The sequence below is a fragment of the Streptomyces griseoviridis genome, from assembly GCF_005222485.1.
In the GTDB taxonomy this organism is placed as follows: Bacteria; Actinomycetota; Actinomycetes; order Streptomycetales; family Streptomycetaceae; genus Streptomyces; species Streptomyces hintoniae.
Genome location: NZ_CP029078.1, coordinates 8,460,455 through 8,482,151, shown reverse-complemented (window position 1 = coordinate 8,482,151; position 21,697 = coordinate 8,460,455). Strand labels below are relative to the sequence as shown.

Below are 21,697 nucleotides of genomic sequence, written 5' to 3'. Positions count from 1 at the left end.
CGCACGCGCCCCGCGTCTCACTCGGCCGTCTTGCGGGCGAGGGCGTTGCTGGCCGTGGAGTTGTGCACGCTGAAGCTGACGGCGTCCGAGCGGTAGCGGTCGTCCGACCACTCCACCGGGCGCCCCTCGCGGGTCGTGGTGACCCGGCGGACGCGCAGCAGCGGGCTGCTGCGGCGGACGTCGAGGAGTTCGGCGTCCCGGGCGCCCGCGGCGACGGCGTCGATGACGTGCTCGCCGTAGGCGAAGACAAGTCCCGTGGTGTCGAAGAGGAGTTGGGTGACGGAGGGGGCGTCCGGGTCGATGCCCTCGACGGCCGGCGCTATCCAGTCGGCGTACACGGTGCGTTCGAGGAGCACCGGTTCGCCGTCCAGGCCGCGCACCCGCAGGACGTGCAGCACCCTGGTGCCTTCGGTGAGTTGGAGGCGGGCCGCGTCCTGTGCCGTGGCCGGCCGGTACTCCTGGGCGGCGACCCGGCCGGTCGCCTCGCGCCCCATCGCCGCCGCCCACTGGGCGAAACTGCGCAGTTCGGCGAAGCTCTGGCTGCGGCGGCTGGCGAGCACCACCCGGCGGGCGCCCTGCCGGGAGCCGATCAGGCCCTCGGCGGTCAGCGCGGCGACCGCCTGGCGGATCGTGCCGCGCGAGACGGCGTACCGGGCGGCCAGGTCCGTCTCGGCGGGCAGTCTGCTGCCGACCGTGTACTGCTCGCGGTCGATCGCCCGCCGCAGTTCGTCGGCGATCTCCTCGTGTCGCGTCGCCACCGTTCCCCCTCCGGGTCTACCGCTGTGCACAGCGTGATCAGGGTAAACGACGGCGGGCGGCGCCGTGGCGCGGCCGGGTTCGCCCGCGAATGTGCAGGCAACCGGGGACCAGGGTTTCACCAGTGTTTACGGACAGGACACCACAGCCGGACTTACTGAGGCCAACTTGTTCAGACAAGTTCTCCGCCTGTCCTGAGTTTCCGCCGTTCCCGCGTTCCCGCGCCCCTTTTTCTGGAGTCACCGTGTTCCAGCCGAGAACCGCCGTCCTGACCGGTTCCCTCGCCGTCGTCGCCGCGCTCGCCCTGAGCGCCTGCGGCGCCGCCCCCGACAACGCGTCGGCCACCACCGACGGCAAGAGCGCCGCGACCGCCACCTCCGCGGCCGACTTCGGGGGCATGGACGCCCTGGTGAAGGCGGCCAAGAAGGAAGGCACCCTGCACGCCATCGCGCTGCCCCGCGACTGGGCCAACTACGGCGCCCTGATCGACGGTTTCCAGAAGAAGTACGGCATCAAGATCGAGGTCGAGAACCCCGACGGTTCGAGCCAGGACGAGATCAACGCGGTCACCTCCCGCAAGGGCCAGGACCGCGCGCCCGACGTCCTCGACCTCGGCAGCTCCTTCGCGCTCAGCGCCGCCCAGCAGGGCCTGCTCGCGCCCTACCAGGTGGCCGGGTACGACGACATCCCGGCCTCCCAGAAGGACGCGAAGGCCCGCTGGTACAACGACTACGGCGGCTATGTCTCCATCGGCTGCGACGCCGAGCGCGTGAAGAACTGCCCGACGACGTTCGCCGATCTGCTCAAGCCCGAGTACAAGAGGCAGGTCGCCCTCAACGGCAACCCCACCAAGTCGGGTTCGGCGTTCGGCGGGGTCTACGCGGCGGCCCTCGCGAACGGCGGCTCCTTCGACGACATCCAGCCCGGCCTCGACTTCTTCGCCAAGCTGAAGAAGAACGGCAACTACACGCCCGTCGAGTCCACCCCGGCGACCGTCGAGAAGGGCGAGACGCCGATCAGCATCGACTGGGACTACCTGAACGCCGGGTACGCCGACGAGTTCACGTCCAAGGGCGTGGACTGGAAGGTCGCGGTCCCCACCGACGGCCAGTTCTCCCAGTACTACTCGCAGGCCGTCAACAAGGACGCCCCGCACCCCGCCGCCGCGCGGCTGTGGCAGGAGTACCTGTACAGCGCCGAGGGCCAGAACCTGTGGCTCGCGGGCTACGCGCGCCCGGCGCTGATGCCCGCCATGGAGAAGGCCGGCACCCTCGACAAGACGGCCGCCGCCAAGCTCCCGCAGGTGACCGGCGCCCCGGCCTTCCCGACCGAGGCCCAGCAGAGCAGGGCCAAGGAGGTCCTCGCGCAGGGCTGGGCGAAGGCCGTCTCCGGATGACGGGCACGCTCGCGCGGGCCGACGTGGTGTCCGCCGCTTCCCCGAAGCGGCGGCGCCGCGCCCCCGGCTGGCTGGCCGTCGTGCCGCTGCTCGCCTTCATCGCCGTCGCGTTCGGGGTGCCCGCGCTCGCCATGCTGAACGGCGCCTTCACGGTCAAGGACCAGGCCACCGGCGCCACTTCGTACAGCACCGCCAACATGACGGCCTCGCTCGACGGCGCCTATCTGACGGCGCTCGCGGGCAGCGTCAAGCTCTCCGCGGTCTGCGCCTTCCTGGGCGCCCTGCTGGGGCTGCCGCTCGCACAGGCCGTCGTCTCCTCGCGCTCGCGCGCGCTGCGCGAGGCGGTGCTGACGGCGTCCGGGGTGCTCGCCAACTTCGGCGGGGTCCCGCTGGCCTTCGCCTTCGTCGCCACCCTCGGCAACGCCGGTGTGCTCACCCGCCGTCTGGGCCTGGGCGAGAAGGGCTGGAACCTCTACAGCTTCGGGGGTCTGGTCCTCGTCTATCTGTACTTCCTGATCCCGCTGATGGTCCTCACCATCACACCCGCCCTCGAAGGACTGCGCACCCAGTGGCGGGAGGCCGCGCGCAACAACGGCGCGACGGGCGTCCAGTACTGGCGGCACGTGGCCCTGCCGGTCCTCGCGCCGTCCCTGCTCGGCGGCCTGGTCCTGCTGTTCGGCAGCGCGTTCGCCGCGTACGCCACCGCCGCGGCCATGGTGGGCAGTTCGGTGCCGCTGGTGACCCTCCAGATCGCCGACGCCATCTCAGGCAACGTCCTGGTCGGGCAGGAGAACGTGGCGCTCGCGCTGAGCCTGGACATGGTCCTGGTCGCCGGAGCCGTCATGGCCGTGTACCTGCCCCTGCAACGACGGAGCGCCCGATGGCTCGACGCGTGAACACCTGGCGGTGGCCCGTCCTCGGGCTCGCCGCCCTGTACTTCCTCGTCCCGCTGGCCGCCTCGGTGGTCTTCACGGTGGACGTGCCCGGCCGGGGCGTCACCTTCGACGCCTACCGGCGCATCGTCTCCACCGAGGGGTTCACCAGCAGTCTGCTGCTCTCCCTCGAACTGGCGCTCGCGACCATCGCCGTGGTGCTGCTGCTCATGGTGCCGGCCGTGGTGGCGCTGCGGCTGGGGGCGCCCCGGCTGCGCCCGGTCGTCGAGGTGGTGTGCTCGCTGCCGCTGGTGGTGCCGCCCATCGCGTTCGTCGCCGGGATCTCCACGGTCCTCAAGTGGGGGCCCGAACACCTCTCCCGCACCCCGCTGTTCCAGACGTTCGTGGCCGTCCAGAACCCCGACTTCCCGTTCGTGCTCGTCCTCGCCTACGTGGTGATGGCGCTGCCGTTCGTGTACCGGGCGCTGGACGCGGGGCTGCGCGCGATCGACGTGCGCACCCTCGCCGAGGCCGCCCGCAGCTGCGGTGCCGCCTGGCCGCAGGCGCTGCTGCGGGCGGTGCTGCCCAATCTGCGCGGGGCGCTGCTGAACGCGTCGTTCCTCACCCTGGCGCTGGTCCTCGGCGAGTTCACCGTGGCCCAGCTCCTCGGATTCACGCCGTTCGCGGTGTGGATCTACAGCATCGGCGGCTCGCAGGCCCAGCTGTCCGTCGCCGTCTCCGTGCTCAGCCTCCTCGTCACCTGGGCCCTGCTCCTCACGCTCGCCGGATTCGGCGGACGTACCAAGACCGCCTCCCGGGGATGATGACCGATGACCGCCACCGCACTCGAAGACGTCAGGACCGAGCAGGCCGCCACGGTCGAATTCCGTGGACTGCGCCGGGAGTTCGGGCCGACCGTCGCCCTCGACGGCCTGGACCTGACAGTCCGCCCCGGCGAGTTCCTCGCCCTGCTCGGCCCGTCGGGCTGCGGCAAGACCACCGCGCTGCGCATGCTGGCCGGCTTCGAACATCCCGACGCCGGTGAGGTGCTGGTGGACGGCGCGGACGTCACCCGGGTCCCCGCGCACCGCCGGGACGCCGGCATGGTCTTCCAGTCCTACAGCCTCTTCCCGCACCTCAGCGCCGTCGACAACGTGGCCTTCGGGCTGCGGATGCGCAAGGTGGGCCCGGCCGAACGGCGGCGCAGGGCAGCCGAGTTGCTTGATCTGGTCGGGCTCGCCGACAAGGGCGCCCGGTTCCCGCACCAGCTCTCCGGCGGCCAGCAGCAGCGCATCGCCCTGGCCCGCGCCCTCGCGCTGCGCCCCCGGGTGCTGCTGCTCGACGAGCCGCTCTCCGCCCTCGACGCCAAGGTGCGGCTCACCCTGCGCGAGGAGATCCGCCGCCTCCAGCGGGAACTCGGCATCACCACGCTCTTCGTGACGCACGATCAGGAGGAGGCGCTCTCGGTCGCCGACCGGGTCGCGGTGATGCGCGAAGGACGCCTCGAACAGTGCGCGGAACCCGCCGAGTTGTACGGCCGGCCGGCGACCGCCTTCGTCGCCGAGTTCGTCGGCACCATGAGCCGGGTGCCCGCCCGGCTGTCCGGCGGCGCCGTGGAGGTGCTCGGCGGACGGCTGCCCGTCGACGGCACCCCGCCCGCCGCCTCCGAGGTCGACGTCCTGGTCCGCCCCGAGGCGGTCCTGCTGACACCGGAGGTCGACGCGGGCGCGCGGGTCGTCGCCACCGCGTTCCTCGGCGCGGCCACCCGGGTCACCGTGCGGCTCGACGACGGCACCGAGGTCAAGGCCGACCTGCCCACCCACGAGGCCGCCGCGCTGTCCGCCGGGACCGCCGTCCGGGTCTCGCTGCCCGACCGGCCGGTCCTGGTCGCGGAACGCGTCGGCTGAACGGCGCCCCGGCACTCCCCCGCAGAACCCTTCCCCCCACCACCCGAGAGTTGACACCGTGACCCGATTCCCGCTCCAGGCCGTCCTGTTCGACATGGACGGCACGCTCGTCGACACCGAGCGGCTGTGGTGGGAGGCGGTGCAGTGCGTCGCCACCGGCCTCGGCAGACCGCTGACCGAGGCCGACCAGCCGGAGGTCCTCGGCCGTCCCGTCGAGCACACCGCGGACTGGCTGGCGCGGACCACCGCGACCCCCTCCGGCCGACTCGGCGAGCGGCTGCACGACGAGTTCACCGACCGGGTGCGCACCGGGGTCGTCCCGCGCCCGGGAGCCCTCGAACTCCTCGACGCCCTCGCCCGCGACGACGTGCCGACCGCCCTGGTCACCGCGTCGCCCCGGTCGGTCGCCGACACCGTCCTCGCGGCGCTCGGCGCCGACCGGTTCCGGGTGTCGGTCACCGCGGACGACACCCCGCGCACCAAGCCCGACCCCGACCCCTATCTGGCCGCCTGCGCCGCGCTCGGTGTCGACCCGGCCCGCTGCGTCGCCGTCGAGGACACCGCCACCGGGGTCTCCTCGGCGGAGGCCGCCGGGTGCGCCGTCGTCGCGGTGCCGTCCCTCGCGCCCATCGACGCGGCGCCCGGCCGCACCGTCGTCGCCAGCCTCGAAGAGGTCACCCCGGACCGGCTGCGCGCTCTGGTCGGGCCCCGGCTGCGGGTGCTGAGCTGGAACCTCTGGCTCGGCGGCGCGCCGGTCGACGACCACCGGGCCAAGCAGCTCAAGGTCGTCCTGGACACCGGAGCCGATGTCGTCGGACTCCAGGAGACGGCGCACACCGCCACCGCGGAACTCGCCGACGCGCTGGGCTGGCACCACCACCAGGCGGGCGAGAACCTCGGCGTCCTCAGCCGCCACCCGATCACCGCCCGGCTCGGCGACCCCGACGTCGGCTTCTACGGGGCCGCCGGGGTGCGGATCGCGGTGGGGAGCCACGAGGTCGACGTCTGGACGGCGCATCTGCACTGCGCGCCGTACGGCCCCTACGAGGCGGACCTCGACGGGCTCCCGGCGGCCGACCTGGTCGCCCACGAGGAGGTGCGGCTCGGGCAGATGCGGGAGACGCTCGGGCGGATCGCCGCGTCGGGGCGGCCCGGCGTGCCGGTGGTGCTGACCGGGGACTTCAACTGCCCCTCGCACCTGGACCGTCCTGACGTCCCCTGGCCGGTGACCCTGGCCGCCGAGGAGGCGGGCCTGCGCGACTCCTACCGGCGGGCGCACCCCGACCCGGTCCGCTCCCCCGGCGCCACCTGGTCGCCCCTCCACCCGGTGCACGAGGACGACCCGTCCCGCCCCGAGCCGCAGGACCGCATCGACTACGTGCTGTACGGCGGGCCCGGCCTCGACGTGGCCGACTCCCGCACGGTCGTCACCGGCGTGCCGCGCGCCTGGCCCGACGTCGCCGGCAACGACTGGCCGTCGGACCACGCGGCCGTCCTCACCACGTTCACCCTGACCGGCCCGCGGTGACACGGCCGTGGCCCGGCGCGCGCGAGGCGGGCCGGGCCACGGACCGGGACCGGGATCACCCGATCCCGGTTCAGGTCAGGTCAGGTCAGGTCAGGTCAGGTCAGGGAGCCAGGTACCACTTCTCCAGGTAGCCGACGTCGATCGACGCCCGGTCCTGGACCCGCAGCTTCCAGGTGCCCTCGACCGGCTGGGCGGAGGCGTCGACCGTGAAGGTCTGGTCGACGTTGTCGGCCGAGCCGCCGCTGCGGTTGAGCAGGGAGTAGACCGTGCCGTTCGGACCGACCAGGTCGACGGTCAGGTCGCCCCGGTAGGTGTGCACGATCTTGACGTAGACCTCGGTGGTCGCCGAGGCGTTGCCGGTCCTGCCGGAGACGGTGACCGGGGACTCCACGGCCGCTCCCGCGTCGGGGATGTCGATCCGGGTGCTGTTGGCGTAGAGGTGGGCCACCCGCCAGGTGAAGGTGCGGGTCGCGGTGGATCCGGTGGCGTCGGCGACCGTCACCGCGACGGTGCTGGTGGCGGCCGTGGTCGGGGTGCCGGTGATCAGACCGCTCGCGTCGATCGTCAGCCCGTCCGGCAGCCCGGTGGCCGAATAGGTCAGCGCGGAGCCGGTGTTGGTGGTGTAGGCCTCGACCTGGAGGGAGACGGCGTCACCGACACCGCTCGTCTGGTTCGCCGTCGCGGCGATGTTGACGCCGGGCGCGATCCGCTGGCCGACGTTGATCGCCGCCCACGCGTCGGAGACCGCGAGGTAGGTCGGGGTGTAGGCGCCGAACAGGTCGGCCGCGGCCTGGAGGGTGGCGGTGCGGGCGCCCGCGTAGTTGGTGGACGACGTCATGTACGTGGTGAGCGCCCGGTACCAGATCTGCTGGGCGTTCTCGATGCCGATGCCGGTGACCGGGAGGCCGTCGGAGGTCGGGCTGTCGTACGCGACCCCGTTGACGGTCTTGGCGCCGCTGCCCTCCGAGAGGAGGTAGAAGAAGTGGTTGGCGGGACCGGACGAGTAGTGCACGTCGATGCCGCCGAGCGAGGAGTCCCAGGAGTCGCGGGAGGTGCCGTCCCGCGACGGCTTGTCCATGTAGCGCAGCGGGGTGCCGTTGCCATTGATATTGATCTTCTCGCCGACGAAGTAGTCGGGGACGTCGGCGGGCAGGTCGGCGTGGAACTCCACAGCGGCGGCGAAGATGTCCGAGGTCGCCTCGTTCAGGCCGCCGGACTCGCCGGAGTAGGTGAGACCCGCGGTCGCGCTGGTGACGCCGTGGCTCATCTCGTGCGCGGCGACGTCCAGGGCGGTCAGCGGGTGGGTGTTGCCCGAGCCGTCGCCGTAGGTCATGCAGAAGCAGGAGTCGGACCAGAAGGCGTTGACGTAGTTGTTGCCGTAGTGGGCCCGGCTGTACGCGGCGACGCCGTCGTTGCGTATGCCGTTGCGGCCGAAGACGTCCTTGTAGTAGTCCCAGGTGGCGGCGGCGCCGAAGGCGACGTCCACCCCGGCGGTCTGCCGGTTGCTCTGGGTGCCGTCACCCCAGACATCGTTGTCATCGGTGAAGAGGGTGCCAGTGCCCGAGGTGCCCTGGTTGAGGTCGTACGTCCGGTGCCCGGCGCGGTCGCCGTCGACCAGTTGGTACGTGGAGCCGGAGAGCGTGGTGCTCAGCGGGACCGTGCCGCTGAACTGTCCGGTGCCGGTGCCGGTCTGGACGCCCTCGAAGCGGAACAGCTCCTTGCCGGTGGCCGCGTCGGTGACGACGTGCAGCTCGCTCGGGGTGTCGTCGTGCTGGAGGCCGCCGACCACGGACTCCCAGGCGAGGGTGGGCCGGTCGGCGTCGCCCGCCCAGACCACCAGGCGGGGCGCGGTGTCGATCGCGGCACCCTTGGCGTCGGCCTTCTTCGCGGCGGCGAGCGCCTTGCCGCGGGCGGTGGCGGAGGTGACCTTCGGGGTGAGGGTCGGCACGGTGACCGTGGCGTCGGTGGCCTCGGAGGTGGTGATCCGGCCGTCCTTGGCGTGCACGACGAGGTCGCCGCCGAGGACCGGGAGTCCGGCGTAGGTCCGCTCGTAGCGGGTGTGGGTGGTGCCGTCGGCGTCCTGGGCGACGTCCTTGACGACCAGCTTCTCCTTGGCGCCGAGACCGAGGCCGGCGGCGGTGGCTGCGGCCTTGGCGGTGGCGCCCTTCAGGAGGGCCGCGCGCCGGGCGGGGGTGAGTCCGGCCGGGGCCGCGCCCGCCCTGGGGGTGGCGTGGATCGTGTCGCGGGCGGCGGGGGCCGCGCCCGCGGTGCCGGTCTGGACACCGGTGGCGAGCAGGGTGCCGACGGCCGTGAGGGCGAGGGTCAGCGCGTATCTGGAGCGGTGCGAGGAACGGTGTTGCCGCGACAAGGCGTTCTCCTTCGGTGCGATCGGCCTCGGGTGGAGGCCGTAGAGAGCGGTCGGCCGGGGGTGGCCGTCCGACGGCACGCGGGTGCGGCACGCGGCACGGGCGCACGTCAGGAGGACGTGGCCGGCCGGCCGCGAGCGAAAAGGAGGTGGGGGACGGGAGGAAGTGGGGGGTGTGAGGGGTGCGCGAGATGTGGGGGTTGTGTATGCGAGGTGAACTCGCGGACAGAAGACTGACATCCCGCCCACAGGCTTGTCATGGAGGCGACAAGATAACGGCTGGAATTGGCGCTTCCGCGCTGCGCGTTCGACGTTCCGGTGACCGGAACCGGCGGTTCGGACGCCGAGGGCCACCAGGCGTCAACTTCCGCTCCCATGAGGTCAGTTCACGACTTCTTAACGGTCACAGGACGCCGCGTTCCGACCAACCTCCGTCAGTCCCGGAGACGTTCGGCATATGCCCGGTCGGCATGCCTACCGTCCGGACAGGAGGCGACCCGGTGACCGCGGGGCCGCCGCGCTCGACGACCAAGGGGAGGTTCCATGGCGAACGTGGACGTGTCGATGAAGGAGCTGATGACCGCCGTCGAGGGGGCGTTGGGGGTGGCCGTCGTCGACTACACCAGCGGGATGGCCCTGGGCACCATGGGCGGCGGCAAGGAGCTGGACCTGACCATGGCCGCCGCCGGGAACACCGACGTGATCCGCGCCAAGGTGCGCACGATGCAGCACCTCGGCCTCACGAGCGGCATCGAGGACATCGTGATCACCCTCGACTCCCAGTACCACCTGATCAGGCTGGTGACCGGACGCGACGGCAACGGGCTGTTCCTGTACCTGGTGGTGGACAAGGCGCGCTCGAACCTGGCGATGGCCCGCCACCAGCTCCGCCGGGTCGAGACCGAACTGGAGATCTAGACCCGAACGGCTGTCGCGGTGCGGGAACCGGGCGCCTTCCGCGCCACGGCCGGTGACCGGTTGCTCGGTGGGTAGGCCGATCGGTCGGTGGGGGGCCAGTCGGCGGCCGGTCGATCGGTCGGTGGTCCGGCCGCCCGGTGGTGCGGTCGGCCCGTGGTGCGGTCGACCCGTGGTTCGGTCGACCCGTGGCCCGGTCGTCGGTCGGTTGTCCGCGGTGTGAAGACTTCTTCAGGACACCCCGGCGGCCCGGTTCCCTTTCCCGGCGGGGCGCGGACGGGCGCCGGCCGTCGCCGCCGTCCGTCCGGGCTGCTCCGTCCGAGTGGTGCGCGACCGCGCCCGGCCTTAGCGTCGGAACCACGATCGGACTACCGCCGGTGCCGCGAGGCACGGGCCGGGAGCGGATATGGTCATGCGCACACTCACCACGGCGGTCGCCCTCTGCTGCGGCGCGTCGCTCGCCGCCGCGGCGGCACCGGCCTTCGCCGCCACATCGGCGACGCCGTCCACCGTCCAGGTCACTCAGCAGCGGTCCCGGGGCCCGGTACTCGTGGACTGCTTCAGGCATCCCACCGTCCGCCCCTCCGCCTTGATCATCGCCTGCGGTGACGGCAACAGCCGCCTGGAGTCGGTGCACTGGACGCGGTGGGGCCCGAACGGAGCGAGCGGCGAGGGCGTGAACGTGGTCAACGACTGCAAGCCCTACTGCGCGGCCGGCACCTTCCACTCGTACCCGGTGGTGGTGAGCCTCGCGAACACCGAGCCGTGGAAGAGGCACCCGCAGGTGCAGAGCTTCACCCAACTGACCCTGACCTACCCGGGCGAGCGGCCCACGATCTACCAGCAGTCGGTGACGCTGCCGCTCGGCGGCTGACCCGACGCCGCCGCCCGGCGGCCGACAGCGGGACGATCACTCAAGGGGACGGCGCGCCGGTGGCGGCCGTCCCTGCGGTGTCTCCCCCGCCGTCAGATGGTCGAGGACCTCGATCAGCTCGTCGCAGGCCAGCTCCACCGAGCGGCGGGTGTTGCGCTGCTCGGTGATGAGCGCGGAGAGCAGCAGCGCGGTCAGGGCCATGGAACCGTTGAACGCCTGGAGTTTGATCATCACCTCGACGTCGGACAGGTGCACGAACGGACCTGTCCCGTCGGTCGCCGCGATCGTCGTCATCACGGACGCGAAGAGGGCGCAGAGCATGCTGCCGACGAGCTGGAAGCGCAGCGCCGCCCAGATCAGCAGCGGATAGATGAGGAACAGCACGCTCAACGTCGACCGGGTGGCCACCGGGACCAGGACGACGACGATGAGGGTGAGGCCGAGCGCCTCCCGCCAGCGGCCGAGGTTCGGGCGGGGGCGGACCCCGAGGGCCAGCAGCAGCACCGGCGTGACGATCAGGACGCCCATCGCGTCGCCCACCCACCAGGCGAGCCAGACCGGCCAGAAGGCGCTCACTTCCAGCTTTCCGGTGGCCACGAGCAGCACGGCGCCGCTCGTGGAGCTGATCAGCATGGCGCCCAGCGCGCCGAGGAAGACCAGGGCGAGTCCGTCGCGCAGCCGGGCGAGGCTGATCCGGAATCCGACCCTGCGCAGCATCAGGCAGGCGCAGACGGGCGCGACGGTGTTGCCGAGCACGGTGCCGATCACGGAGAGCCCGGGGGTGGTGATCGACCAGACGACCAGCAGGGCGCCGATGGCGATGCCGAGCCAGCAGCGCAGCCCGTACAGGAGGAGGCAGGCGACGGCGACGCCGGTGGGCGGGTAGAGGGGGGTGACGACGGCGCCCTCGACGACGAGCTGGCGCAGCAGTCCGAGCCGTCCGGCCGCGAAGTAGCAGGCGGCGACGGTCAGCGTCTGGACGGCGAACACGACCGGACGCCGCAGTTGCTGGGTACCCACCACAGCAGCCATCAGACACCGGCGGCGCCCGGTCGGCCACGCGAGCGGCGCGGGCTGGGCCACCCGGGGGACGCCCCGGACGTACGGCCCGGTGATGGGCCCGTCGGGCGCCGTGTTCCGTACCGGACCCGGTCGGACGCGGCGCCTTTGCGGTGGGCCCGTCAGACGCGGTGTTCCGTGGTGGGGCCGTCGTGGCGGACGACCAGGACAGCCGCGTCGTCCTCGTGGCCCACCGTCTCGGCCATCTTGATCACGCTGGAGGCGAGCGCGCCCGCCTCCAGGCCCGCGACGGCGGCGATGCCGGCGAGCCGCACCACCTGGCCGAGGCCCTCGTCGAGGCTGAGCGAGGGGCCCTCCACCACGCCGTCGGTGAGCAGCACGAAGACGCCGCCGGTGGTGAGGCGGTGCCGGGTGACGGGGTACTCCATGCCCCGGCCGACCCCGAGGGGCGGGCCGCCCTCGCCGTCGTCGACGCCGGACTGGCCGTCGGCGGTGGCCCAGATGTGCGGTATGTGGCCGGCGCGGGCGCTCTCCAGGATGCCGGTGGCCGGGTCGAGCCGGATGAAGGTGCAGGTCGCGAAGAGGTCGGTGCCCAGGGAGAGCAGCAGGTCGTTGGTGCGGGCGAGGAGTTCGCCGGGTTCGCTGGTGACCGAGGCCAGGGCGCGCAGGCCGACCCTGACCTGGCCCATGAAGGCGGCGGCCTCGATGTTGTGGCCCTGGACGTCGCCGATGGAGAGGCCGATCCGTCCGTCGGGCATGGTGAAGGCGTCGTACCAGTCCCCGCCGACGTTGAGGCCGTGGTTGGCGGGGGCGTAGCGGACGGCCAGGCGCACGCCGGGGACGCCGGGCAGGTCCCGGGGGAGCATGCCGCGCTGGAGGGCGACGGCCAGCTCGACCCGGGAGCGTTGCAGCTCGGCGAGTTCGCGTGCCTGGGCGGTCAGCGATCCGAGTCTGGCCAGCAGCTCGTCGCCGTCGTCCGTTGGACCCTTGCGGGACATTGATCACTCCGGCGGGGACGGTTGCCCTCTCAGGTTAGATCATCCGATTTACTACAAAAGCGGGACATAGGGAGATGAATCTCGCGTTTACCCGCCCCGGCCGCCCGGTCAGCCGCCCAGCGCGGCCCGCACCACCTCTTTGGCCTCGTCCTGGACCTGGCGCAGGTGGTCGGGGCCGTGGAAGGACTCGGCGTAGATCTTGTAGACGTCCTCGGTGCCCGAGGGCCGGGCCGCGAACCAGGCGTTCTCCGTCGTCACCTTGATTCCGCCGATCGGGGCGCCGTTGCCCGGCGCCTCGGTGAGCACTCCGGTGACGGCCTCCCCCGCGAGGGTGCCGGCGTCGACCTGGGCGGGCGACAAGGTGCCGAGCAGCGCCTTCTCCTCGCGGGTCGCGGGGGCGTCGATGCGCGCGTAGGCGGGGTCGCCGAAGCGGGCGGTGAGCGTCGTGTACTGCTCGGACGGGGTCTTCCCGGTGACCGCGAGGATCTCGGAGGCGAGCAGCGCGAGGATGATGCCGTCCTTGTCGGTGGTCCACACCGAGCCGTCCCCGCGCAGGAAGGACGCGCCGGCCGACTCCTCGCCGCCGAACCCGAGGGAGCCGTCGACCAGTCCGTCCACGAACCACTTGAAGCCGACGGGCACCTCGACGAGCGGGCGGCCCAGGTCGGCCGCGACGCGGTCGATCATCGAGGAGGACACCAGGGTCTTGCCGATGCCGGTCCCGGCCGGCCACTCCTCGCGGTGGCGGTAGAGGTAGGCGATGGCGGTGGCGAGGTAGTGGTTGGGGTTCATCAGTCCGGCGTCCGGGGTGACGATGCCGTGCCGGTCGGCGTCGGCGTCGTTGCCGGTGGCGATCTGGAACCGGTCGCGCTGTTCGATGAGGGAGGCCATGGCGTACGGCGACGAGCAGTCCATGCGGATCTTGCCGTCCCAGTCGAGCGTCATGAACCGCCAGGTCGGGTCGGTGAGCGGGTTGACCACCGTCAGGTCGAGGCGGTGCTCCTCGGCGATCCGGCCCCAGTAGGCGACGGACGCGCCGCCGAGCGGGTCGGCGCCGATGCGCACCCCGGCGGCGCGGATCGCGTCGAGGTCGAGGACGTTCGGGAGGTCGGCGACGTAGCCGCCGAGGAAGTCGTGGCGGCCCGTGGTGGGGGCGGCGAGGGCCCGGGTGTACGGGATGCGGCGGACGTCCTTCAGCCCTGCGGCGATCAGGTCGTTGGCCCGGTCCTGGATCCATGAGGTGGCGTCCGACCCGGCCGGGCCGCCGTTCGGCGGGTTGTACTTGAAGCCGCCGTCGCCCGGCGGGTTGTGCGAGGGGGTGACGACGACGCCGTCCGCGCGTCCCGAGGTGCGGCCCCTGTTGTGGGTGAGGATGGCGTGCGAGACCGCCGGGGTGGGCGTGTAGCCGTCCGCGCTGTCGATGAGGACGGTGACGCCGTTGGCGGCGAACACCTCGAGGGCGGTGACCCGCGCGGGCTCGGACAGGGCGTGGCTGTCGGCGCCGAGGAAGAGCGGCCCGTCGGTGCCCTGGCGGGCGCGGTACTCGCAGATGGCCTGGCTGGTGGCGGCGATGTGGTCGTCGTTGAACGCCGTCGCCAGGGACGAACCGCGGTGTCCCGAGGTGCCGAACGCGACGCGCTGGCCCGGGTCGGCGGGGTCGGGGCGCAGTGCGTAGTACGCGGTGACCAGCCGGGCCACGTCGACGAGGTCCTCGGGCCCCGCCGGACCGCCCGCTCGCTCGTGCTGCATCTGCCCGCTCCTCCACGTCGGTCGATCACATCGGTTGCCGCTCCATCCTCTCCCGTCACCCCGGACGGCCGCGAGTGGCCCCCCGTACCCGGCGGTGCCGCCCGGGGCCGCCGCGACGGCCCGTTCCGCTGCCGTGTCCGGCCCGACGGCGGTCGCCCGCGGGTCAGTCCTGGAACGGCCGCTCGTCGATGATCTTGCCCTTGGTGTCGGCGAAGAGGTAGCCGACCTCCTGGTACTCGTTGGTGAGGTAGATCATCATCCCGGCGGGGGTGCCGAAGACGTTGCCTGCCTCGCGGAGCACCAGATAGCGGGTGGTCGGCTTGCTGACCTTGAGGTCCTTCTCGGCCTTGGCGAGCAGCGCGGGCACCGCGTCCCAGTCGTACTCCTCAAGGCTGCTCGGCTTCTTGCCGCTGGAGAGGCTGCCGCTGATGATGCCCTTCGTGACGCCGCTCCCGGGGCGGTAGGTGTAGGTGTCGTAGCGGTTCTTGCTGCCGGGGACCATCGCCTGCACGGAGACGAACTCGGGGTAGACGGTGAGGTCGGTGAACCGGGTCCTGCCGGTCTCCTCGCGGACCGCGTCGAGCGCGGTCCTGATGCCGTCGGGGCCGAGCAGTCCGTAGGTCCTGCCCTTGCCCGCGGCGGGTGACGCCGTCGCGCGCGGGCTCGCGGACGCGCCGCCCTTGTCCGAGCCGGCCGACGGGGTCGCGCTCGTGGAGGGCCGCGGCTGCGAGGTCCTGCCGTCCGTGCCGGTGGAGGCGGAGGCGTCCTTGCCGTCGTCGCCCGGCAGTGCCTGCCAGACGATCCCGCCGATCGCGACGACGCCGACGGCCCCGGTGGCGATCAGCGCGCGCCGCACCCGCCCCGGCCGCCCGGCGCCGGTCGGCGGGACGACGGTGACCAGCGGTACCGGGCCGGGGCCCGGCGGCTGCGCCGGGGGCGCGAGGGGGTAGGAGGTCTGCGGCTGGTGGGGGTCCGTGGCGGGGATCGCGTCCGCGGGGGCCGGCGACTGCGGGCCGCTCGCGGGTGGCGGGGGTGCGGCCGCCGGGTCGGTGACCTCGGCGAGCATCCGGTCGACGGTCGCGGCGTCCGGCCTGACGGCCGGGTCGCGCACCAGCAGGCTCCGCAGGACCGGCGCCAGGGCTCCCGCCCGTGCGGGCGGCGGGACCTCCTCGCGGATGACGGCGGCGAGCGTGGCCAGGGTGGTCGCGCGGCGCAGCGGGTGCCGGCCCTCGACGGCCTCGTACAGCATCATCGCCAGCGACCAGAGGTCGGCGGCCGGTCCCCCGGCTTCACCGGTCACCCGCTCGGGGGCCATGTAGTCGGGGGTGCCGATGATGGAGCCGGTGGCGGTGAGCGCGGTGGCCTCGCGGATCGCGGCGATGCCGAAGTCGGTGAGGACGGGCCGTCCGTCGGGGCGCAGCAGGACGTTGGCCGGTTTGACGTCGCGGTGCTGGACGCCGGTGGCGTGGGCGGCGCGCAGCGCGTCGAGGACGCCTCGGCCGACCAGGGCTGCTTCGGCGGGTGCCATGGGTCCGCGGGCCAGCCGGTCGGCGAGGGAGCCGCCCTCGACCAGTTCCATGACGATCCACGGGTAGGTGCCCTCACCGCCGTCGACGATGTGGTGGATCGTCACGACGTTCGGGTGCTGGACCCGGGCGAGCGCGCGGGCCTCGCGCAGCACGCGTTCGCGCAACGCCCGCGCGGACGCCGGGTCGTACTCGGCGAGGCCCGGGTCGGCGGGCCTGACCTCCTTGACGGCGACGCTGCGGTGCAGCAGCAGGTCGCGGGCGCGCCACACGGTGCCCATGCCTCCGCCGCCGAGCCTCGCCTCCAGGGCGAAGCGCTCGTCGACCACGCGTCTGCCGGTGTCCCCCTCGTTCATGGCGAGGAGCTTAGGGCCTCGCTCGGACATCGGGGGCGGGGCCCCGGCCCGCGCGGGCGGTGGCGGTGGCCTGCGGCCGTCGGCCGGTCAGTCCGTCAGGCCCGCGGCGAGGGCGGCGCCCAGTTCCCAGCAGGCTTCCAGGTCCTGCGGGGAGGGTGTCCCGGTGACGGTGACCGGCTGGGCCGCCGCGCGCCAGCCGAGGCCCTTGGTGATCGACTCGATGGCCCGTACCGCGCCGGTGACGTCGCTGCCGCCGTGCACCCAGTAGCCGAAGGGCCGGCCGCGCGTGGCGTCGAGGCAGGGGTAGTAGACCTGGTCGAAGAAGTGCTTGAGGGCGCCGGACATGTAGCCGATGTTGGCCGGGGTGCCCAGCAGGCAGGCGTCGGCGGCCAGCACGTCGGAGGCGGTGGCGGCCAGGGCGGGGCGGCGGACGACGTCCACGCCCTCGATCTCGGGCGCGGTGGCCCCGGAGACGACGGCCTCCAGCAGCGACTGGCAGTTCGGGGACGGGGTGTGATGGACGATCAGCAGGGTGGGCACGCGGTGCACCCTAGTTCAGCGCGGGTCGGGGGCCGGGCGCTGTCCCGGGAGCTCGGCGTGCGGGTCGGCGTACAGGACGCGCAGCGCTCCCGGCAGGATCCTGGCCGTCACCGGCAGGGCGGCGTCCACCTCGCCGTCGGCGCCGTAGGGGATCTCCCGGTCGGCGGCTATGTGGATCTCCCGGCCGCGCAGGATCCGCACCTCGGGCCTGTGCACGTGGGCGCCTGTGGTCAGTTCGTTCATCAGGGTGAAGAAGAGGCGGCGGGGCGCGTCGCGGATCAGCACGATGTCGAGGAGTCCGTCGTCGACGCGGGCGTCGGGCGCGATGGCCCGACCCGAACCGTAGTAGCCGGAGTTGGCGGCGACCACGGTGTAGCCGGTGTGCCGGTGCTCGGTGCCGTCGACGGTGACCCGGTAGTGGGCGGCCCGCCAGGTGGTGACCGCGCGCAGGCCGCCGGCGTAGTAGGAGGCGGCGCCGCGCAGCAGTCCGGCCCGGTTGGCGTACAGGTTGGCGAGCGCGTCGACCCCGGCGTAGACGCTGCCGAGGACGACGGTCCTGTCGTGGACGGCGGAGCTGACCTCGACGGTGTCGACGGGGCGCGGGGTGCCGTGCAGCAGCAGGTCGGCCAACTCCCTTGGCGCGGTGGGCAGTCGCAGAGCGCGCGCGAAGTCGTTGCCGCGTCCGGCGGGGACCAGGCCGAGGACGGTGCCGGTGCCGCTGAGAGCGCCGCCGATGGAGCCCGCCATGCCGTCGCCGCCGACGGCGAGCACCACCCGGCCCCGGTCCCCCGCGGCGCGGGCGAGTTCCTGGGCGTGGGGGAGGCTGCGGCTGTACGCGGTCTCCAGTTCGGCGCCCGCCTCCCGGAGCAGCCGGGCCACGGCGAGCAGCGCGGCGGCGCCCGCGGCTCGGCCCGCGGTGGGGTTGACGACGGCGGTGAACTGTCGCATCGGGGCGCCTCCAAGGCGGGCGGTGGCTTGCGGGCGGGCGGCGGCTCGCGCCGTCAGTCGAGGGGCAGCAGGACACCCGGGTTGAGGACTCCCGCCGGGTCGAGGCACCGTTTCACGGCGCGCAGCGCGGCGATCCCGAGGGGGCCCGCCTCTTCGAGGTAGGCGTCCCGGTGGTCGGTGCCGACGCCGTGGTGGTGGCTGATGGTGCCGCCCGCGGCGAGGATCGCCTCGTTCGCGGCCCGCTTGGCCCGCGCCCAGTGGGTGAGGGGGGTCTCGCCCTGGGCGCTGACGACGGTGAAGTAGAGGGAGGCGCCGTTCTCGTAGACGTGCGAGATGTGGCACATGACCAGGGGCGGGGTGCCCGCCTCGGTGAGCGTGGCGGTGAGCGCGGCGCGCACGGACGCGTACAGCTCGGGGACGCGGGACCAGAAGGCGGCCGTCTCCAGGGTCTCGGCGAAGGCGCCCGCGTCGAGGAGCGCGTCGCGCAGGTAGGGGGCCGCGTAGCGGCCGTGGGCCCAGCGCTCCCCCGGTTCCGCGCCCAGGGGTGTGCCGCCGCAGGCGCGCAGCACGGCGGCGGCCCGCTCCTGCCGGTACGCGGCCTCCTCGGCGGTGCCCTCGTACCCGGCGACGGCGGTGCAGCCGGCGGCCTGCGGCGGTGCCGCGGCGCCGATGGCGTCGGGCTGGGCGAGGCCGACGAGGGTCTCGGTCTCGTCGGAGAGGCGCAGCACGGTGGGGCGGGGGCCGTCCTGGGCGAGATGGCGCAGGGCGGTGGCGCCGTCCTCGAAGGAGGCGAAGCGCCACCCCTCGTAGCGGCGGACGGCGGGGACCGGGCGGATCCGGACGGTCACCGAGGTGATCACGCCGAACGCGCCCTCGGAGCCGAGGAGGAGTTGGCGCAGGTCGGGTCCCGCGGCCGAGCGCGGGGCGCGGCCGGTGTCGAGGGTGCCCTCGGGGGTGGCGAGGGTGAGGCCGAGGACCATCTCGTCGAAGCGTCCGTAGCCGGCCGATGCCTGGCCGCTGGAGCGGGTGGCGGCGAAGCCGCCGATGGTGGCCCATTCGTAGGACTGCGGGAAGTGGCCGAGGGTGAACCCCTGGGCGGCGAGCAGCGCTTCGGCGTGCGGGGCGCGCAGGCCGGGGTGGAGGGTGGCGGTGCGGGAGAGGGGGTCGACGGCGAGGAGGCGGTCCATCCGGCGCAGGTCGAGGGCGACGAAGGGGCCGCGGCGGGCGGGGGCGAGGCCGCCGACGACGGAGGTGCCGCCGCCGAACGGCACGAGCGGCAGACCGTGCCGGGCGCAGGCCCGCAGGACGGCGAGGACGTCGTCGTGCCCGGCGGGCAGCAGGACGGCGGCGGGGACGTCGTCGAGGTCGCCGTCGCGGATGCGCAGCAGGTCGGGGGTGGACTTGCCGCGGGTGTGCCGGACGCGGGTCTCGGCGTCGGTGCGCAGGTGCGCGGCGCCGCCGACCGCGCCGGCCAGGTCGTCGAGGACGGCAGGCGGGAGGCCGGGTTCGGGGACGTCGAGGTCGGCGAGGTCGACGGGTCCGGTGGCGCGGGGGGTGACGCCGAGCAGGTCGCGCAGGAGTCCGGTCACCGTCTCCGGGAGCGGTGCCGCCTCGGCCGGGTCGCCCCAGCCGCTCCACAGCATGTCCATCTGGGTCGTCCTCATCGGTCGTGTCGAGCGATTCCGTCCGGCGACGGCCTCACGGGCGTTACACTGTGACACATGACGCCTATTCGTCACAACCATCCGGACGGCCCCGAGAACCCCCCGGGCGGCGGCTCCGACAGCGACCCGATCCTCGACGCGGTCCGCGACTGCGTCCTCGCCGTCGGGGTGCGCCGCACCACGCTCACCGACGTGGCCCGGCGCGCGGGCGTCTCCCGGATGACGCTCTACCGGCGGTGGCCCGACGTCCGTTCCCTGGTCGGCGACCTGATGACCCGCGAGTGGATCGCCGTCGCCACCGGCGCCCTGCCCGAGCCCGCCCCCGGCACCGCCGCGCGCACCGTGCTGGTGGAAGGGCTGGTGGCCGGCGTGGAGTCGTTCCGCGCCCACCCGCTGTTCCGCAAGATCGTCGACGTCGATCCCGAACTGCTGCTCCCCTATGTGCTCGACCGGCGCGGCGCCAGCCAGGAAGCCCTGCTCGGGCTGCTCGTCGGGGGCCTGAAGGACGGTCACGCGGACGGCTCGGTGCGCGCCGGACATGCCGAACGGCAGGCCCGCGCCCTGCTGTTGACCGTGCAGTCGTTCACCCTGTCGCTGCGCACCATGACCGACGAGGCGGACCCCGAGCTGTCCTCCCCCGCCTTCCTCGCCGAGCTGCGCGGCATCCTGGAGAGGACCCTCGCCCCATGAGCCACCCCGACTCCTCGCTCTCCGCCGCCCGGCGCTCCCGTGAACTGGCGGCCACCGTCGGCGGACCCGCCGTGGACGTCCTGGTCGTCGGTCTCGGCGCGACCGGCGCCGGGGCCGCCCTCGACGCCGCCGCCCGGGGTCTGAGCGTCGCCGCGATCGACGCCCACGACCTGGCCTTCGGCACCTCGCGCTGGAGCAGCAAGCTGATCCACGGCGGGCTGCGCTACCTCGCCTCCGGCCAGTTGGACGTGGCGCACGAGAGCGCCGTCGAGCGGGGTGTGCTGATGCAGCGGACCGCACCGCACCTGGTCCGCGCCCAGCCGTTCGTGCTGCCCCTGACGCCGCTGGTCTCCCGGGGCCAGGCGGCACTGGCGTCGGCCGGCTTCCGGGCCGGTGACGGACTGCGGCTCGCGGCCCGCACCGCGCGCGCCGCCCTGCCCCCGCCGCGCCGCCTCTCCCCGGTGGAGACCCGGCACCTCGCCCCGGCCCTGCGCCCGGCGGGACTGCGCGGCGGCCTGCTGTCCTGGGACGGCCGGCTCACCGACGACGCCCGGCTGGTGACCGCCCTCGCCCGCACCGCCGCCGCGCACGGCGCCCGCGTCCTGACCAGGGTCAGGGCCCTGGGACTGACGGCGACCGGCGCCCGCGTCCGCGACGAACTCACCGGCGAGGAGGGCGAGATACGCGCCCGCACGGTCGTCAACGCGACCGGCGTGTGGGCGGGCGGCCTGGTCGACGGCATCCAGGTCCGGCCCTCGCGCGGCACCCATCTGGTGCTGCGGGCCGCACCGCTCGGCCCGCTCCCCGCCGGTCTGCACATCCCGGTGCCCGGGGAGAGCAACCGGTTCGTCCTGGTGCTGCCGCAGGACGACGGCCGGGTCTACGTCGGCCTCACCGACGAACCCGTGACCGGCGCGATCCCGGACGTGCCCGAGGTGCCGGAGACGGACATCGGCTTCCTGCTCGACGTCCTCGGCTCCGTCCTCGACGTCCCGGTCCACCGCACGGACGTGGTGGGCGCCTTCGCCGGACTGCGCCCCCTGCTCGACACCGCGCCCGACAGCCCGTCGGGCGGCCGGGCCAGGACCTCCGACATCTCCCGCAGGCACGCCGTGCTGACCTCGCCCGACGGCGTGATCACCGTCGTCGGCGGCAAGCTCACCACCTACCGGCGGATGGCGCAGGACGCCGTCGACACCGCCGTCCGCGTCCACGGCCTGGCCGCGGGCCGCTGCCGCACCGCCGCGCTGCCGCTGGTCGGCGCCGCCCCGCAGGCCGTCCTCGCCGCGGTCAGGGCACCCCGGCGGCTGGTCCAGCGGTACGGCACCGAGGCACCGGCCGTGCTGGCGCTCGCCGACGGCGACCCCCGGCTCGCCGAGCCGGTGCATCCCGGCGCCACGGTCACGGCCGCCGAACTCGTCTGGGCGGTGCGCCACGAGGGCGCCCTCGACGCCTGCGACCTCCTCGACCGGCGCACCCGGATCGGCCTGGTCCCCGCCGACCGGGCCGCCGCGCTGGACGCCGTCGACGCGCTGCTGGCCGGCGCGGCGGCCTTTGGAGGGTGAGCGGGGCGGCCGGGGCGGGCCTGCCGTG

At 73.7% G+C, this 21,697-nt stretch carries 18 protein-coding genes; 9 read left to right on the top strand and 9 right to left on the bottom strand.

Features of this window, described 5'->3' with window-relative positions; genetic code table 11:
* Nucleotides 1-17: 17 nt before the first annotated feature.
* Nucleotides 18-758 carry a GntR family transcriptional regulator gene (locus tag DDJ31_RS36570; RefSeq protein WP_127176129.1) on the bottom strand — a complete coding sequence of 247 codons (741 nt, stop codon included), beginning with the start codon at nucleotides 756-758 and terminating at the stop codon, nucleotides 18-20.
* Between the two features lie 242 nt (nucleotides 759-1,000).
* Here DDJ31_RS36570 and DDJ31_RS36565 point away from each other — a divergent pair, with 242 nt between their 5' ends.
* Genes DDJ31_RS36565 through DDJ31_RS36545 form a run of 5 tightly spaced genes read left to right on the top strand, consistent with a single transcriptional unit; the run spans nucleotide 1,001 to nucleotide 6,459 of the window.
* Complete coding sequence (locus DDJ31_RS36565) at nucleotides 1,001-2,152, top strand: ABC transporter substrate-binding protein (protein ID WP_240677950.1); 1,152 nt, start codon at nucleotides 1,001-1,003, stop codon at nucleotides 2,150-2,152.
* Nucleotides 2,149-3,048: an ABC transporter permease gene (locus tag DDJ31_RS36560; protein ID WP_127176131.1), complete on the top strand. Its 900-nt coding sequence runs from the start codon at nucleotides 2,149-2,151 to the stop codon at nucleotides 3,046-3,048. Before DDJ31_RS36565 ends, DDJ31_RS36560 begins: the two co-directional genes overlap by 4 nt.
* Complete coding sequence (locus tag DDJ31_RS36555; protein ID WP_127176132.1) at nucleotides 3,033-3,848, top strand: ABC transporter permease; 816 nt, start codon at nucleotides 3,033-3,035, stop codon at nucleotides 3,846-3,848. Before DDJ31_RS36560 ends, DDJ31_RS36555 begins: the two co-directional genes overlap by 16 nt.
* Before the next feature lie 6 nt (nucleotides 3,849-3,854).
* Nucleotides 3,855-4,931, top strand: a complete 1,077-nt coding sequence (locus DDJ31_RS36550; protein WP_127176133.1) for an ABC transporter ATP-binding protein — start codon at nucleotides 3,855-3,857, stop codon at nucleotides 4,929-4,931.
* A gap of 58 nt (nucleotides 4,932-4,989) precedes the next feature.
* Entirely contained in the window at nucleotides 4,990-6,459 is a 1,470-nt protein-coding gene (locus DDJ31_RS36545; protein WP_127176134.1) for an HAD-IA family hydrolase, read from the top strand.
* A gap of 100 nt (nucleotides 6,460-6,559) precedes the next feature.
* Here the strand turns inward: DDJ31_RS36545 and DDJ31_RS36540 are convergent, their stop codons facing one another.
* The gene (locus DDJ31_RS36540) at nucleotides 6,560-8,827 is read right to left on the bottom strand and encodes a M4 family metallopeptidase (RefSeq protein ID WP_127176135.1); all 2,268 of its coding nucleotides are present in this window, start codon (nucleotides 8,825-8,827) and stop codon (nucleotides 6,560-6,562) included.
* Nucleotides 8,828-9,367: 540 nt separating this feature from the next.
* Between DDJ31_RS36540 and DDJ31_RS36535 the strand changes: the two genes are divergently transcribed.
* Both DDJ31_RS36535 and DDJ31_RS36530 read left to right on the top strand, forming a co-directional pair.
* On the top strand, nucleotides 9,368-9,742 hold the full coding sequence (locus DDJ31_RS36535) for a hypothetical protein (protein ID WP_127176136.1): 375 nt from the start codon (nucleotides 9,368-9,370) through the stop codon (nucleotides 9,740-9,742).
* A gap of 409 nt (nucleotides 9,743-10,151) precedes the next feature.
* The gene (locus tag DDJ31_RS36530; protein WP_346656263.1) at nucleotides 10,152-10,613 is read left to right on the top strand and encodes a hypothetical protein; all 462 of its coding nucleotides are present in this window, start codon (nucleotides 10,152-10,154) and stop codon (nucleotides 10,611-10,613) included.
* 36 nt (nucleotides 10,614-10,649) lie between these two features.
* Here the strand turns inward: DDJ31_RS36530 and DDJ31_RS36525 are convergent, their stop codons facing one another.
* The 7 genes from DDJ31_RS36525 to DDJ31_RS36495 form a co-directional block, all read right to left on the bottom strand.
* A complete protein-coding gene (locus tag DDJ31_RS36525; RefSeq protein WP_171480950.1) occupies nucleotides 10,650-11,645 on the bottom strand; it encodes an MASE1 domain-containing protein in 996 nt (331 codons plus the stop codon).
* A gap of 149 nt (nucleotides 11,646-11,794) precedes the next feature.
* Nucleotides 11,795-12,631 carry a PP2C family protein-serine/threonine phosphatase gene (locus DDJ31_RS36520; protein WP_127176138.1) on the bottom strand — a complete coding sequence of 279 codons (837 nt, stop codon included), beginning with the start codon at nucleotides 12,629-12,631 and terminating at the stop codon, nucleotides 11,795-11,797.
* Nucleotides 12,632-12,739: 108 nt separating this feature from the next.
* Nucleotides 12,740-14,380: a phosphoglucomutase (alpha-D-glucose-1,6-bisphosphate-dependent) gene (pgm, locus tag DDJ31_RS36515; RefSeq protein WP_127176139.1), complete on the bottom strand. Its 1,641-nt coding sequence runs from the start codon at nucleotides 14,378-14,380 to the stop codon at nucleotides 12,740-12,742.
* 163 nt (nucleotides 14,381-14,543) lie between these two features.
* Nucleotides 14,544-16,262 (bottom strand): serine/threonine-protein kinase, encoded by a 1,719-nt coding sequence (locus DDJ31_RS36510; protein ID WP_127176140.1) that lies wholly within the window; start codon nucleotides 16,260-16,262, stop codon nucleotides 14,544-14,546.
* Between the two features lie 87 nt (nucleotides 16,263-16,349).
* The gene (locus tag DDJ31_RS36505; protein ID WP_127176141.1) at nucleotides 16,350-16,802 is read right to left on the bottom strand and encodes a flavodoxin family protein; all 453 of its coding nucleotides are present in this window, start codon (nucleotides 16,800-16,802) and stop codon (nucleotides 16,350-16,352) included.
* Nucleotides 16,803-16,817: 15 nt separating this feature from the next.
* Entirely contained in the window at nucleotides 16,818-17,750 is a 933-nt protein-coding gene (locus DDJ31_RS36500; RefSeq protein ID WP_127176142.1) for a YegS/Rv2252/BmrU family lipid kinase, read from the bottom strand.
* A 53-nt stretch (nucleotides 17,751-17,803) separates the two neighbouring features.
* Nucleotides 17,804-19,399, bottom strand: coding sequence for an FAD-binding oxidoreductase (locus tag DDJ31_RS36495; RefSeq protein WP_127182426.1), 1,596 nt, complete (start codon nucleotides 19,397-19,399; stop codon nucleotides 17,804-17,806).
* Nucleotides 19,400-19,471: 72 nt separating this feature from the next.
* Between DDJ31_RS36495 and DDJ31_RS36490 the strand changes: the two genes are divergently transcribed.
* Nucleotides 19,472-20,104 carry a TetR/AcrR family transcriptional regulator gene (locus DDJ31_RS36490; protein ID WP_127176143.1) on the top strand — a complete coding sequence of 211 codons (633 nt, stop codon included), beginning with the start codon at nucleotides 19,472-19,474 and terminating at the stop codon, nucleotides 20,102-20,104.
* Entirely contained in the window at nucleotides 20,101-21,669 is a 1,569-nt protein-coding gene (locus DDJ31_RS36485; RefSeq protein ID WP_127176144.1) for a glycerol-3-phosphate dehydrogenase/oxidase, read from the top strand. Before DDJ31_RS36490 ends, DDJ31_RS36485 begins: the two co-directional genes overlap by 4 nt.
* Nucleotides 21,670-21,697 lie beyond the last annotated feature (28 nt).

Excerpts from the sequence above, each read along its gene's own strand:
- DDJ31_RS36560 (WP_127176131.1), top strand. The coding sequence starts at position 2,149 with ATGACGGGCACGCTCGCGCGGGCCGACGTGGTGTCCGCCGCTTCCCCG.
- DDJ31_RS36555 (WP_127176132.1), top strand. The coding sequence starts at position 3,033 with ATGGCTCGACGCGTGAACACCTGGCGGTGGCCCGTCCTCGGGCTCGCC.
- DDJ31_RS36550 (WP_127176133.1), top strand. The coding sequence starts at position 3,855 with ATGACCGCCACCGCACTCGAAGACGTCAGGACCGAGCAGGCCGCCACG.
- DDJ31_RS36535 (WP_127176136.1), top strand. The coding sequence starts at position 9,368 with ATGGCGAACGTGGACGTGTCGATGAAGGAGCTGATGACCGCCGTCGAG.
- DDJ31_RS36530 (WP_346656263.1), top strand. The coding sequence starts at position 10,152 with ATGCGCACACTCACCACGGCGGTCGCCCTCTGCTGCGGCGCGTCGCTC.
- DDJ31_RS36525 (WP_171480950.1), bottom strand. The coding sequence starts at position 11,645 with ATGGCTGCTGTGGTGGGTACCCAGCAACTGCGGCGTCCGGTCGTGTTC.
- DDJ31_RS36520 (WP_127176138.1), bottom strand. The coding sequence starts at position 12,631 with ATGTCCCGCAAGGGTCCAACGGACGACGGCGACGAGCTGCTGGCCAGA.
- pgm (WP_127176139.1), bottom strand. The coding sequence starts at position 14,380 with ATGCAGCACGAGCGAGCGGGCGGTCCGGCGGGGCCCGAGGACCTCGTC.
- DDJ31_RS36510 (WP_127176140.1), bottom strand. The coding sequence starts at position 16,262 with ATGAACGAGGGGGACACCGGCAGACGCGTGGTCGACGAGCGCTTCGCC.
- DDJ31_RS36500 (WP_127176142.1), bottom strand. The coding sequence starts at position 17,750 with ATGCGACAGTTCACCGCCGTCGTCAACCCCACCGCGGGCCGAGCCGCG.
- DDJ31_RS36495 (WP_127182426.1), bottom strand. The coding sequence starts at position 19,399 with ATGGACATGCTGTGGAGCGGCTGGGGCGACCCGGCCGAGGCGGCACCG.
- DDJ31_RS36490 (WP_127176143.1), top strand. The coding sequence starts at position 19,472 with ATGACGCCTATTCGTCACAACCATCCGGACGGCCCCGAGAACCCCCCG.
- DDJ31_RS36485 (WP_127176144.1), top strand. The coding sequence starts at position 20,101 with ATGAGCCACCCCGACTCCTCGCTCTCCGCCGCCCGGCGCTCCCGTGAA.